The 12196-nt window shown below is 73.3% G+C and carries 12 protein-coding genes; 7 read left to right on the forward strand and 5 right to left on the reverse strand.

Annotation, left to right across the window (positions count from 1 at the left end):
- Positions 1 to 148: 148 nt before the first annotated feature.
- Entirely contained in the window at positions 149 to 1114 is a 966-nt protein-coding gene (locus ACFWP3_RS33200; RefSeq protein ID WP_384228497.1) for a helix-turn-helix transcriptional regulator, read from the reverse strand.
- Positions 1115 to 1177: 63 nt separating this feature from the next.
- Here ACFWP3_RS33200 and ACFWP3_RS33205 point away from each other — a divergent pair, with 63 nt between their 5' ends.
- From ACFWP3_RS33205 to ACFWP3_RS33220, 4 genes are all read left to right on the forward strand, one after another.
- A complete protein-coding gene (locus ACFWP3_RS33205; RefSeq protein WP_384228500.1) occupies positions 1178 to 2716 on the forward strand; it encodes an MFS transporter in 1539 nt (512 codons plus the stop codon).
- 135 nt (positions 2717 to 2851) lie between these two features.
- Positions 2852 to 3613 (forward strand): DeoR/GlpR family DNA-binding transcription regulator, encoded by a 762-nt coding sequence (locus ACFWP3_RS33210; protein ID WP_384228502.1) that lies wholly within the window; start codon positions 2852 to 2854, stop codon positions 3611 to 3613.
- Positions 3610 to 4560 (forward strand): 1-phosphofructokinase, encoded by a 951-nt coding sequence (pfkB, locus tag ACFWP3_RS33215; protein ID WP_384228505.1) that lies wholly within the window; start codon positions 3610 to 3612, stop codon positions 4558 to 4560. The genes ACFWP3_RS33210 and pfkB overlap by 4 nt, the downstream gene beginning before the upstream one ends.
- 20 nt (positions 4561 to 4580) lie before the next feature.
- Positions 4581 to 6755, forward strand: coding sequence for a fructose-specific PTS transporter subunit EIIC (locus ACFWP3_RS33220; protein WP_384228507.1), 2175 nt, complete (start codon positions 4581 to 4583; stop codon positions 6753 to 6755).
- Between the two features lie 215 nt (positions 6756 to 6970).
- Here ACFWP3_RS33220 and ACFWP3_RS33225 read toward each other — a convergent pair whose 3' ends face one another.
- A complete protein-coding gene (locus tag ACFWP3_RS33225) occupies positions 6971 to 7741 on the reverse strand; it encodes a DUF6227 family protein (protein WP_384228510.1) in 771 nt (256 codons plus the stop codon).
- A 192-nt stretch (positions 7742 to 7933) separates the two neighbouring features.
- Here ACFWP3_RS33225 and ACFWP3_RS33230 point away from each other — a divergent pair, with 192 nt between their 5' ends.
- A complete protein-coding gene (locus ACFWP3_RS33230; protein WP_384228513.1) occupies positions 7934 to 8575 on the forward strand; it encodes a vitamin K epoxide reductase family protein in 642 nt (213 codons plus the stop codon).
- An 85-nt stretch (positions 8576 to 8660) separates the two neighbouring features.
- On the opposite strand, the gene ACFWP3_RS33235 is transcribed toward ACFWP3_RS33230, so the two are convergent.
- Positions 8661 to 9071: a rodlin gene (locus tag ACFWP3_RS33235; protein WP_384228516.1), complete on the reverse strand. Its 411-nt coding sequence runs from the start codon at positions 9069 to 9071 to the stop codon at positions 8661 to 8663.
- Positions 9072 to 9341: 270 nt separating this feature from the next.
- Here ACFWP3_RS33235 and ACFWP3_RS33240 point away from each other — a divergent pair, with 270 nt between their 5' ends.
- Entirely contained in the window at positions 9342 to 9785 is a 444-nt protein-coding gene (locus ACFWP3_RS33240) for a hypothetical protein (RefSeq protein WP_384228518.1), read from the forward strand.
- 142 nt (positions 9786 to 9927) lie between these two features.
- A complete protein-coding gene (locus ACFWP3_RS33245) occupies positions 9928 to 10167 on the forward strand; it encodes a chaplin (protein WP_069920649.1) in 240 nt (79 codons plus the stop codon).
- 68 nt (positions 10168 to 10235) lie between these two features.
- Here the strand turns inward: ACFWP3_RS33245 and ACFWP3_RS33250 are convergent, their stop codons facing one another.
- Positions 10236 to 10583, reverse strand: a complete 348-nt coding sequence (locus ACFWP3_RS33250; protein ID WP_384228521.1) for a hypothetical protein — start codon at positions 10581 to 10583, stop codon at positions 10236 to 10238.
- 178 nt (positions 10584 to 10761) lie between these two features.
- Positions 10762 to 12051 carry a chaplin family protein gene (locus tag ACFWP3_RS33255; protein ID WP_384228523.1) on the reverse strand — a complete coding sequence of 430 codons (1290 nt, stop codon included), beginning with the start codon at positions 12049 to 12051 and terminating at the stop codon, positions 10762 to 10764.
- Positions 12052 to 12196: the final 145 nt, after the last annotated feature.

Raw genomic sequence — 12196 nt, forward strand, 5'->3', positions numbered from 1 at the left:
TGCCGGGGCTCCCTTGCCCACCGGGCCATATCCAGCCCCGCCGGCGTTTGAGGCGCGGGGGCTCGGGGGCAGCGCCCCCGCAACGGCGCCGCACCCACCCACGGGGACCGGGGCGGAGCCCCGAAAGGGGTCCGGGGCGGAGCCCCGGCTACGGGGTCGCCGCCGACGTGAGCCGCGCGGCCAACGCCCCGGCCGCGTCCCGCAACACCTCAGGCCCGGCCACGGTGAACGGCAGCCCCGTCAGGGCCAGCCGCGCCACCAGCCACTCCGGAGTGTCCCCACTCTCGAACCGCACCCGCGTGCCCGTGCCCGTGCCCGTGCCCGACCCCGCGTCGGCCACCGCCCCCTCCCGCAGCCACTGCGGCAGCTCCGCCGCCCCCACCGCGAAGGTGACCTCCACGGCGTACGTCTGCCGCCCCCGCAGCCCGGTGCGCACGAACTCCTGCGGGTCCATCGGCAGTTCCCGCGGCGTGAACCGGGCCCCGGTGGCGAAGGCCTCGCCCACCCGGTCCACCCGGAAGGTCCGCCAGTCCTCCCGCTCCAGGTCGTAGGCGACCAGGTACCACCGGCTCCACGCGCTCACCAGCCGGTACGGCTCCACCAGCCGCCGAGACCGGGCCCCGTCCCCCGCCTCGTACGCGAACCGCAGCCGCTCCGGCCCCGCCACCGCCGAGGCGATCGTCGTCAGCGTCCCCGGGGCCACGCTCGGCCCGTCGCCCCGGGTCAGCGCGACCGTGGCCGACTGCAACACCCCGACCCGGTGCCGCAGCCGGGACGGAAGCACCTGCTCCAGCTTGGCCAGGGCCCGTACGGAGGCCTCCTCGACCCCCTCGATCGCATGCCCGGCGCCCGCCCGCAGCCCGACCGCGATCGCCACCGCCTCCTCGTCGTCGAGGAGCAGCGGCGGCATCGCCGCCCCTGCCACCAGCCGGTAGCCGCCCTCCGCCCCCAGCGTGGCCTCGACCGGGTAGCCGAGCTCCCGCAGCCGCTCGATGTCGCGCCGGATCGTACGGGGGCTCACCCGCAGCCGGTCCGCGAGCTCGCTCCCGGGCCATTCGCGCGGGGTCTGGAGGAGGGACAGCAGGGAGAGCAGCCGTGCCGGGGTGTCGGTCATGTATTCCAGGTTGCCAGCCAAATAGGACACCAACTGACCTAGATCTTGTCTAAGTTTCTCTTCATGAGCACCGAGACGTCCAAGACATCGCCCCAAAGAGAGAACGGGCCCGCCGACCGCCGCCGCTGGCTGGCGCTCGCCATCGTGATGACCGCGACCTTCATGGACCTGGTCGACGTCACGATCGTCAACATCGCGATACCCAGCATGCGCCAGAACCTCGGCGCCTCCACCAGCGCGATCCAGTGGATCACCGCCGGCTACGCCCTCGCCTTCGCCGCCGGCCTGATCACCGGCGGCCGTCTCGGTGACATCTACGGCCGCAAGCGCGTCTTCCTCATCGGCATCAGCGGCTTCACGGTCGCCTCGCTGCTCTGCGGCATCGCCGAGAACCCCTCGATGCTCGTCGCCTCCCGCCTCCTCCAGGGCGGCATGGCCGCCATGATGGTGCCGCAGGTGCTGGCGATCATCCACGTGAGCTTCCCGCCGCACGAGCGCGGCAAGGTCTTCGGCATGTTCGGCGCGGTCGTGGGCCTCGGCGCCGTCTCGGGCCCGATGCTCGGCGCCCTGCTCACCGAGTGGAACCTGTTCGGCCTCGAATGGCGCCCGATCTTCCTGATCAACCTCCCGGTCGGCATCGCCGCCGTGATCCTCGGCCGCATGTACATCAGCGAGTCCAAGGCCCCCAAGGCCCTGCGCCTCGACCTCGTGGGCGTCGTCCTCGCGACCCTCGCCCTGGTGATGCTGATCTTCCCGCTCACCCAGGGCCGCGAGCACGGCTGGCCGCTGTGGGGCTTCCTCTGCATGATCGCGTCGCCGTTCGTCTTCGCCGCGTTCATCGCCTACGAGAAGTACAAGATCAAGAAGGACGGCTCCCCGCTCGTGGAGCTCTCCCTCTTCAAGGTCAAGAGCTTCTCCGGCGGCATCGCCGTCCAGCTCACCTTCGGCATCGCGACCGGCATCTTCTTCCTGGTCTGGACGCTGTACATGCAGATGGGCCTGGGCTGGAGCGCCCTGCGCGCCGGCTGCACCGGCATCCCCTTCTCCCTCGCCGTCTCGGGCGCCGCGGGCATCTCGGTCCAGAAGCTCGTGCCGCGCTTCGGCCGCAAGGTGCTCCAGGCCGGTGCGCTGATCATGGCCTCGGGCCTGCTCCTCTACATCTGGGAGTCCGAGCACTACGGCATGGGCATCACCTCCTGGCAGATGGCCGCCCCGCTGGTCCTCATGGGCATCGGCATGGGCCTGATCGTGGCCCCGCTCAACGACACGACGCTGTCCGAGGTGCCGCGCGAGCACGCGGGCTCCGCCTCCGGCCTGATCAACACCACCGGCCAGATGGGCAACGCGCTGGGCCTCGCCCTGACCTCCGTCGTCTTCTTCGGGCTGATCGACGACGACATGGTCTTCGGCGCACCGTACGTCGAGGCCTTCCGCGGCGCGCTGTGGTGGGTCACGGGCGTGCTGCTGCTGATCTTCGCGGTGATGTTCATGATGCCGCGCAAGCCGGTCCCGATGGAGCAGCGCGAGGGCGGGTCCGAGCACCCGGCCACGCTCGCGGAGAACTCCCCGGGCAGCGCCCCGGAGAAGGTCCCGGCCGGCTGAGGCCCTTCGGCCCCAGTTCACGGACATGCCCGCTTTTGTTGGCGGGCATGTCCGTTTCTCTTTGTTTTGCCTCCGCTTCGGGCGTACTGTAGGGGTCGACCCACACAGTCGGGCATCGAACGGATGTAAACCCACATGTACGCACCGGAGCGCCAGCAGGAGATCCTCCGCCTCGCCCGCGAGGCCGGCCGGGTCGACGTGCTCTCCCTCGCCGACCGGTTCCAGGTCACCGCCGAGACCGTGCGCCGCGACCTGAAGGCCCTCGACCGGGCCGGCCTGGTCCGCCGCGTGCACGGCGGGGCCATACCGGCCGGCCGCCTCGACTTCGAACCGGACCTCACCGAGCGCGAGGCCACCGCCGCCGACGAGAAGGACCGCATCGCGGCCGCCGCCCTCGCCGAACTCCCCGACGGCGGCAGCGTCGTCCTCGACGCGGGCAGTACGGTCGCCCGCCTCGCGGCCGCGATCCCCGTCGACACCGCGCTCACCGTGGTCACCCACGCGCTGCCCGTCGCCGCCCGGCTCGCCGACCACACCGGCATCGACCTCCACCTCGTCGGCGGCCGCGTCCGCCACCGCACCCGCGCCGCCGTCGACGCCTGGGCCCTGCGCGCCTACGCCGAGATCCGCGCCGACGTGCTCTTCCTCGCCACCAACGGCTTCACCGCCCAGGGCGGCCTGACCACCCCCGACCTCGCCGAGGCCGCCGTCAAGCGCGCCGCGATGGCCGCCGCCCGCCGGGTCGTCCTGCTCGCCGACTCGGCGAAGGCCGGACAGGAGCACTTCGCGTGCTTCGGCTCCTTCGCCGACGTCGACCTGCTCATCACGGACACGGGGCTCGACCCCGCCCACAAGGCGGCGATCGAGGCCGCCGGTACGGAAGTTGTGCTCGTATGATCCTCACCGTCACCCCCAACCCCTCCCTCGACCGGACGTACGAGGTCCCCTCGCTGGAGCGCGGCGAGGTGCTGCGCGCCACCGGCGACCGCGTCGACCCCGGGGGCAAGGGCGTCAACGTCTCCCGGGCGGTGGCCGCCGCCGGCGTCCGTACGACGGCGGTCCTCCCGCTGGGCGGAGCCCCGGGCACCCTGCTCGCCGAACTCCTCGTGGCGCAGGGCGTGGACGTGACCGTCGTATCGGTCGCCGGCGAGACCCGGGCGAACATCTCGCTCGCCGAACCGGACGGCACCCTCACCAAGATCAACGCGGCCGGTCCCGAGCTCACGCCCGCGGAGTCCGTCCTCCTCCTGGACACGGTCCGCACCTGCTCCGGCGCCGCCGCCTGGATCGCCTGCTGCGGCAGCCTCCCGAGGGGCCTGCGCCCCGAGTGGTACGCCGACCTCGTGACCCGCGCCCACGAGGCGGGGGCCCGCATCGCCCTGGACACCTCGGGCCCGGCCCTGCTGGCGGCGCTGCCCGCCCGCCCCGACGTGATCAAGCCCAACGCGGAGGAGCTCGCCGAAGCCGTCGGCCGCCCGCTGGCCACCCTCGGCGACGTGGTCAAGGCGGCCGAGGAGCTGCGCTCGCTGGGCGCTGGCACGGTCCTGGCCTCCCTCGGCGCCGACGGCCAGCTGCTCGTCTCCGCGGAGGGCACCCACTACGGCACCGCGCCGGCCCCGGCGGTCCGCAGCAACGTCGGCGCGGGCGACGCCTCGCTGGCCGGCTTCCTGATCGCGGGAGGCGCCGGCCCCGAGGCCCTCGCCTCGGCCCTGGCCCACGGCGCCGCCGCGGTCCAGCTCCCCGGCAGCGCCATGCCGACCCCCTCGGACCTGCGCCCCGACGCGGTCCGGATCACCCAGGACCTTCCCCTGGACCTTCCCCTGTCCGACCCCGCCACGGCCTGACGCGAGCAAAGGAGCCCGCGATGAGCGAGATGATCACCCCCGAACTGGTCGACCTCGACCTGTCCGCCGACTCGAAGGAATCGGCGGCGCGGGCGCTGGCGGAACGCATGGTGGAGCGCGGCCGGGTCACGGACCTGGACGGCTTCCTGGCGGACGTCGCGGCGCGCGAGGCCCAGATGCCGACCGGCCTGGAGGGCGGCATAGGCATCCCGCACTGCCGCAGCCCCCACGTCACGACCCCCACCCTCGCCTTCGGCCGCTCCCCGTCCGGCATCGACTTCGGCGCCCCCGACGGCCCGGCGGACCTGATCTTCCTGATAGCGGCCCCGGCCGGCGCGGACGACGCCCACCTCTCGATCCTCTCCACCCTGGCCCGCCGCCTGATGCAACCGGCCTTCACGGCCGCCCTCCGAGCCGCCGCGACCCCGTCGGAAGCCGCCGCCCTGATAGCGGGCGAGCCCATGGCGACCGCCACCGCCGGCGCGGGTGCCGAGGCCGGGGCCGGTTCCCAGGCCGCTGCGCGGGGCCTTTCCCCCACCCCGCCCCTTCCCGAACTGGGGCACCGCCCCAGCCCCCGCTCCTCAAACGCCGGAGGAGCTGAAAAGACAGCCTCGCCGGCGTTTGAGGCGCTGGGGTCCGGGGCGGAGCCCCGAGTTGGGGGTCCGGGGGCGGAGCCCACGGTTTCGGGAAGGGGCGGGGTGGGGGAGAGCCCCGCAGGGCAGCCGTTCCGTGTCGTGGCCGTCACCTCCTGCCCCACCGGCATCGCCCACACCTACATGGCCGCCGAGGCCCTCCAACAGGCCGCCACCGAGGCCGGAATCGACCTCCGCGTCGAAACCCAGGGCTCGGCCGGCTTCACCCGCCTGGCCCCGGAGGACATCGCATCGGCCGACGCCGTCGTCTTCGCCCACGACGTCCCGGTGCGGGACCGCGCCCGCTTCGCGGGGAAGCCCACCGTCGACACCGGCGTGAAGGCCGGCATCAACCGCCCCGCCGAACTCCTCGCCGAGGCCCGCGACAAGGCCGCCCGAGGCGAGGTCGCCGACCACACCCCGACCCCGGTCGAACGGGCCGGGGAGGAGGCCGACGGCTATGGCGCCAAGCTCCGCACCTGGCTCATGTCCGGCGTCAGCTACATGGTCCCGTTCGTCGCCGCCGGCGGCCTGCTCATCGCGCTCGCCTTCGCCATCGGCGGGTACGAGATCAACACCGCCCCCTCCGTCGCCGAGCACTTCGTCTGGACCGAGTCCGCCAGCTGGGCCGCGCTCCTCTTCCAGACCGGCGGCCTCGCCTTCGGCTTCCTCGTCCCGGTCCTCGCCGGATACATCGCCTACGGCATGGCCGACCGCCCCGGCCTCGTACCCGGCTTCGTCGGCGGCGCGGTCGCCCTCACCATCAACGCCGGTTTCCTCGGCGGCCTGATCGCCGGCCTCCTCGCCGGCGGCACCGTCCTCGCCGTGCAGCGGCTGAGGATACCGACGGCGCTGCGCGGGATCATGCCCGTGGTCGTCCTGCCGCTGATCGGCTCGGCCGTCACCGCGTTCCTGATGTTCCTGGTCGTCGGCAAGCCCGTCGCCTCGCTCCAGCAGGCCCTCACCGACTGGCTGTCCGGCCTGTCCGGGGCCAACGCGGTCATCCTCGGCGTCATCCTCGGCCTGATGATGTGCTTCGACCTCGGCGGCCCGCTCAACAAGGTCGCGTACGCCTTCGCCATCGGCGGCCTCGCCACCCCCAACGAGGGCAGCCTGAAGGTCATGGCCGCCGTGATGGCCGCCGGAATGGTCCCGCCGCTCGCGATGGCGCTGGCCACCACGCTGCGGGGCCGGCTCTTCTCCAAGACCGAACGGGAGAACGGCAAGGCCGCCTGGTTCCTCGGCGCCTCCTTCATCAGCGAGGGCGCGATCCCCTTCGCCGCGGCCGACCCGCTGCGCGTCATCCCCGCCTCGATGGCCGGCGGCGCGGTCACCGGCGCCCTGTCGATGGCCTTCGAGTGCACCCTGCGGGCCCCGCACGGCGGCATCTTCGTGATCCCGCTGATCGGCAACCCGCTGCTCTACCTGATCGCCATCGCCGCCGGTACGGCGACCACCGCCGGCCTGGTCGTCCTCCTCAAGGGCCTGCGCAAGCAGGCCGAACCCGCGGCCCCGGCCGGCACCGAGCCCTCGGACCGCACCAAGGTCACGGCCGCGGCCTGACCGACGAGACACCCGCGGGCGGGGGCGGCGAAGGCCCCGCTCCCGCCCGCCCCCCGCTCCGCCTCACTCCCCGGCACCGCCCCCGGCCCCAGCCCCGGCACCGACCCCGGCACCGACCCCGGACCCGACCCCGGCCCCGACCCCGGCCCCGACCCCGGACCCGGCCCCGGCCCCGACCCTGGACTCCGCAGCCCCGGGTCGGGCCCGGCGCGGCGTCACCGCACGCGGCCCCGCAGTTCCATCGCCTCCCGCGCGGCCGCCTCGCTCTCGTACACCTCGCACATGTGCCGCCCGTCCGGCGTCGCCGTGTGCTCGACCTCCCACAGGCTGACCTCCTCGCCGTCCAGCAGCACGAAGGCGTGCTCGTACAGGCTGAAGCCGGCCTCCCGCCCGCCCGACGGGCAGGGCCGCCCGCCGAAGGACTGCGTGATCTGGTGCGCGTACGCCGACCGCAGCCGGGCCGCCACCTCCTCGCCGGGCCGGTCCGCGTTCTCCGCGCGGCGCAGCACCCGCCGGGCGTGGTCGGCGGACTCCTCCACCGCGTACTCCCGGTGCGGCCGGGCCCCGGCGGAGGCCGCGAACAGCGCGCTCAGCGCCGCCACGTCGTCATCGGGCTCCTCGTCACCCGGCAGGAGCACCGGGTCCAGGGCCGCCTCGGAGGGGGGCTCCCCGAACAGCCGGGCCACGGCCAGGCAGGTCTCCGCCTTGCTCGCGAAGAGCTCGCGGCGGACCGTGCGGTCACCCTCCTGCCGGTACACCAGCTCCCACACCGCGACCGAACCGCCGTCGGCCAGCAGGTAGGTGTGCTGGTGGGTCTCCCGCCAGACTCCGGTCGCGGGACTGTGGTGGGTGGTGTAGAGCGAAGAGCTGTGGGCGAGCGCCGTGCCGAGGCGCTCGACGAGCCTGTCGGGCAGGTCGAAGGAGTTCAGGGCGCGGCCGAGGAGCCGGCCGAGGTGTGCCTCGGTTGTCTCGTACGGATCGCTCACGGTGGGTCTCCAGGCCGTCGCAGCTTGTCACTTCGCGGAAGCTCAACGTAACCCCTGGCTCTGACATCACGTCCGGGGTTCGGTAAAACGTCCGGGAAGCAACGGGGGTTCCCGCCACACCTTCAGGTCAACTTGCGTACGGATGGGCACGGTTAGGCCCGCTCTGTGGTGAAGCGCGGGACTATGGGCCGCATGGCAACGAATACAGTGGGCGTCCCCCGCCAGCAGGGGCAGCCCCGCACCCGGCCCGAGAGCGAACAGGAAGCCGCGCCGCGAGGGTTGGCCTGGCTGCTGGTCATCACCGGCGCGGCCGGCCTGCTGGCCTCCTGGGTCATCACCCTGGACAAGTTCCTCCTGCTGGAGGACCCGGACTTCAAGCCCGCCTGCAGCCTCAACCCCGTGGTCTCCTGCGGCAGCGTGATGAAGAGCGAGCAGGCGGCGGTCTTCGGATTCCCCAACCCCATGCTGGGGCTGGCCGCCTACGCCGTCGTGGTCTGCGTCGGCGCGGGCCTGCTGGCGGGCGCGCGCTACCGGGGCTGGTTCTGGCTGGGTCTGAACGCCGGAACCCTCTTCGGCGTCGGCTTCTGCTCCTGGCTGATGCTCCAGTCGCTGTACGAGATCAACGCGCTGTGCCTGTGGTGCTGTCTGGCCTGGGTGGCCACGCTGCTGATGTTCTGGGCGGTCACCGCGCACAACTCCCGTACGGGGATCCTGCCTTCGCCCGGACCGGTCCGGGGCTTCTTCGCCGAGTTCGGCTGGGCCCCGCCCGTCCTGCACATCGGGGTGATCGCCATGCTCGTCCTCACCCGGTGGTGGGACTTCTGGACCGGCTGAGGGCACGGCCCGCGCGAAAGGGCCCCGGCAGCTGGACGCTGCCGGGGCCCCCGACGCTTCGCTCCACGGGCACGGGGCCCGGAGATCAGCTGCCGGCGGAGGCGTTGCCCGAGAGGACCGGGATGTTGCTGAGGATGTGCGAGAGCGGCTCGTCACCCTTGGCCTGGGTGGAGTTCTCGGTGCACTGCTGGTTCATCGGGTTGGACAGGACGTTGATGTCCTGGACACCGATGTTGAGCAGCGCCACCAGCGACTGGGCGTTGACCTTGACCGGCAGGCCGACACAGGGCTTGTTCAGGGTGCCCTGGACCAGGCCGAGCTGCGGGCTCTGGTCGCCGTGGGTCTTCTGGTTGCCGTAGATCTGCGAAGCGCCGTTGCCGTTCACGGTGTTGATGCCGTTGTCGTTGCCGATGGCCATGGCCGGGGCCGCGGCGGCAGCGCCCGCGCCGACGGCAACGGCGGAGACAGCGGCGGCGGTCATGATCTTCTTGAACATCTTGATCCTTCTGTCGCACGAGTGCCCGCTAATGGAGCGCCCTGGTCAACTGCCCCACCAGGGGGTTGGTTCCGCTGCTTCACTCAAACGGCCCGTGTGGGGGAGGGTTTTCCCCGGCCCGGGTGAGAGGCCTCCGGACGCCTGCGCGAAGCCCGTACGAAGCGCGCAGTCGGACCGCCTCCGGTTGCGCTCCGTGAGAGGTGTTCGCACGGTGGGTGAGGAAGCGGATCGCATCGGTCCGTATCCGCGCGACCACGAGAAGGAACACCCATGCACCCCACGAAGCCGTCCCGCGTCCGCCGCGCCCGCCTCCTTGTCCCGTCGGCCCTCGCCGTCGTCATACTGTCCGGCGCGGCGGCCCCCGCGGGCGCCGTGGAAGGTGACCGCGCGGCGGTCGGCCGACAGCTCGAGACCCAGGGGCGCGCGGCGGCCGGTCCCATCGACGACCTCATCAACGGCCTCCTCGAATCCATCAAGGCGCTCCTGCCGCCGGGGGTCACCCTGCCGGACATCAAGATCCCGGAGATCAAGCTCCCCGAGATCAAGCTGCCGGAGATCCCGGGGGTCCAACTCCCGCAGATCCCGGGCGTGGAGCTCCCGGCGCTGCCGCCGCTCACTCCGCCGACACTGCCGGACCCGGCAGTTCCGGTGGAGATCGTGCCGGAGATCCCGGACATCGAGCTGCCGGAGATCGAGATCCCGGACCTTCCGTAACGTCCGCGGCCGTTCGCGGTTACGACTATTGAGCTGAACAGGTCTGATCGCGGACGGAACCGTGTCGCCAGGGAAGATGGGCCGTTTCGCTCGATGTGAGCCCCGGATCGGGGCAGAACATCGAACAGAAGGTGCACTTCCCATGAACTCTGCCAAGAAGGCCGCCCTGGTCCTGGCCACCGCTGGTCTCGCTGCGGCCGGTGCCGCCGGCTCCGCCGTCGCCGACTCGTCGGCCGAGGGCGCGGCCGTGGGTTCCCCCGGTGTCCTCTCGGGCAACCTGGTCCAGGTCCCGGTCCACGTGCCGGTCAACGTCTGCGGCAACACCGTGAACGTGATCGCGCTCCTGAACCCCGCGTTCGGCAACGTCTGCGTCAACGACTGACGTCGGCCGTACAACGACTGTGGGCGCCCCGGCCTCGCCGGTGGCGCCCACAGTCACGTCCGGGCCGCTCAGCGCGCGGCGCCGCCGTTGAGCTGGACACCGCCGAGGAGCGGAGACGCCTGGGTGGCGCCGTTCGCGAGCCCGAGCAGCTCGCCGGGCACGTTGTTGCGGACCTGGTTGACCCGCTGGACGGTGCCCAGCACGTTGTCGACGTGTTCGCCCTGCTCGGCCAGTCCGGCTCCGACGATCTGGGGGAGCTGCTCGGAGACCGGGTTCACGGCCTCCGTCACCGTGGTGGCCCCGCTGGTGAGGCTCATGGGCACGGGCGAAGCGGCATCGGCGGCGAAGGCGGGGGCGGAGGCGCCGAGGGCGGCTACGGAGCCGGCGACGACAGCGGCGACCTTCGTGAGCTTCATTATCGAAATCCTCTTCTTTTCGTGGGCCGAGGCGTCAGCGGCGACCGTCGCGCCGCTTTCGCCCTGGGTAACGATTCCCCGCCGATCGGGAAACGCGACGCACGGGTACATGACAGCGGCCGGAGAATCCGACAAGGGATTCTCCGGCCGATATTTCTTCCGATTACCGGTATTGCCGTCAGGAGACGCGCGACCGCCGGTAGAGAATGGCGCCGCCGAGGATCAGCGCGGAGGCGAGGGCCGCCGCGGCCGCGGGCTGGCCCGCTCCGGTCTCGGCCAGCACGGGCGCGGTCACCTGGGCGGGCGCGGGAGCGGGCGCCGGCCCGGGAGCCGGGGCGGGGAGCGGCGAGGGCTCCGCGGCCGGGGGCAGGTGGACGGGAGTGTCACCGGCGGGGGCGGCCGGGGGCTGGTCGCCGGGCCGTACGACCTCCGGTGCGGGCTGCTCGACGGGCTGGCTGCCGTGCGGCGGCCGGGGCGCGGGCTGCTCTTTCGCGCCGGGCGCGGGAGCCGGGGCCGGAAGCGTTACGGGCGCCTCCTCGACCGGGGCGGGAAGCGGAGCCGGCGCCTCCTCGACCGGGGCGGGAAGCGGAGCCGGGGCCTCGTCGACCGGAGCCGGGAGCGGCGCGGGCGTCTCGTCCGGGACGGGCTCCGGCCCGGGGGCGGGAGCCGGGGCGGGCAGCGGCCTCGGCGCCTCCTCGACCGGGGCGGGGGGCTGCGCCTCGGGGCTCGGCGCCGGCGCCTCCTCGACCGGGGCCGGAGCCGGAGCCGGAGCGGGGGCGGGGGCCGGGGCCGGGGCCGGGGCCGGGGCCGGGGCCGGAGCGGGCTGCGGGGCCGGAGCGGGCTGCGGGGCCGGGTGCTCGTCGACCGGCTGGGGCATGGGGTGGGGGTGCTCGGGCGCCGGGGGTGCGTGGTTCACCGGCGGGGGCGGCGCGGACTCGGGGTGGTCGTCGCACTCCTCCTCGCCCTGCTCCGGGCCCGCGCCGCCGTAGCCGCCCTCGTGGTGCGGCTCCTCCTGGCGCGGCTTCGCGTGCCGCGGGCCCTCGTGACGGGGCTGCTCGTGGCGGGCCTGCTCGTGGCGCGGCGACTCGTGGCGCTGCTCGGGGACCGCGTGCCGCGGTCCCGGACGCTCCTTGAGGTAGCGCTCGAAGGCCTCGGCGTGCTCGGGGCTGAGGTAGCGCCCGTAGTCGTGGCCTTCGTGGGTGTGCGAGCCGGTGGAGGTGACGCAGGTGTTCCCCATCGAGGGGTTGAGGGCCGCGCCCCCGTCCACGCTGTTGCCGCACACGTTCGGCGCGAAGGTGACCGGTACCGAGACGCTGTTGCCGGCCAGCACACCCGGAGAGTGCGAGGCCTCGGCCGTCGCTCCCGGGTGCGCGTAGGCCGCACCGGTCGCGATCGACAGCAGACTCGAGGCTGCCGCCGCCGTGAGCATCCCCTTGCCCAGTACCTGTCGGCTCAGTACCTGTCGCATGGGTCCTTCCCTGTCTACCGGCGCGGGTGCCGGTGCTGAATCGAAGGTGGCCTCGGAGTGCACCGCCGTGCACACCCAGGGCCCCCCCCGGAGGGGGGCCCCGGTGGGGCGGGGCGCGGCGGGAGCGGGTGTAGCAGGGGGTTGC

It is taken from the genome of Streptomyces sp. NPDC058525 (assembly GCF_042719495.1).
GTDB lineage: Bacteria > Actinomycetota > Actinomycetes > Streptomycetales > Streptomycetaceae > Streptomyces.

Coding starts and splice junctions, on each gene's coding strand:
- ACFWP3_RS33200 (WP_384228497.1), bottom strand. CDS start 1,114: ATGACCGACACCCCGGCACGGCTGCTCTCCCTGCTGTCCCTCCTCCAG.
- ACFWP3_RS33205 (WP_384228500.1), top strand. CDS start 1,178: ATGAGCACCGAGACGTCCAAGACATCGCCCCAAAGAGAGAACGGGCCC.
- ACFWP3_RS33210 (WP_384228502.1), top strand. CDS start 2,852: ATGTACGCACCGGAGCGCCAGCAGGAGATCCTCCGCCTCGCCCGCGAG.
- pfkB (WP_384228505.1), top strand. CDS start 3,610: ATGATCCTCACCGTCACCCCCAACCCCTCCCTCGACCGGACGTACGAG.
- ACFWP3_RS33220 (WP_384228507.1), top strand. CDS start 4,581: ATGAGCGAGATGATCACCCCCGAACTGGTCGACCTCGACCTGTCCGCC.
- ACFWP3_RS33230 (WP_384228513.1), top strand. CDS start 7,934: ATGGCAACGAATACAGTGGGCGTCCCCCGCCAGCAGGGGCAGCCCCGC.
- ACFWP3_RS33235 (WP_384228516.1), bottom strand. CDS start 9,071: ATGTTCAAGAAGATCATGACCGCCGCCGCTGTCTCCGCCGTTGCCGTC.
- ACFWP3_RS33240 (WP_384228518.1), top strand. CDS start 9,342: ATGCACCCCACGAAGCCGTCCCGCGTCCGCCGCGCCCGCCTCCTTGTC.
- ACFWP3_RS33245 (WP_069920649.1), top strand. CDS start 9,928: ATGAACTCTGCCAAGAAGGCCGCCCTGGTCCTGGCCACCGCTGGTCTC.
- ACFWP3_RS33250 (WP_384228521.1), bottom strand. CDS start 10,583: ATGAAGCTCACGAAGGTCGCCGCTGTCGTCGCCGGCTCCGTAGCCGCC.
- ACFWP3_RS33255 (WP_384228523.1), bottom strand. CDS start 12,051: ATGCGACAGGTACTGAGCCGACAGGTACTGGGCAAGGGGATGCTCACG.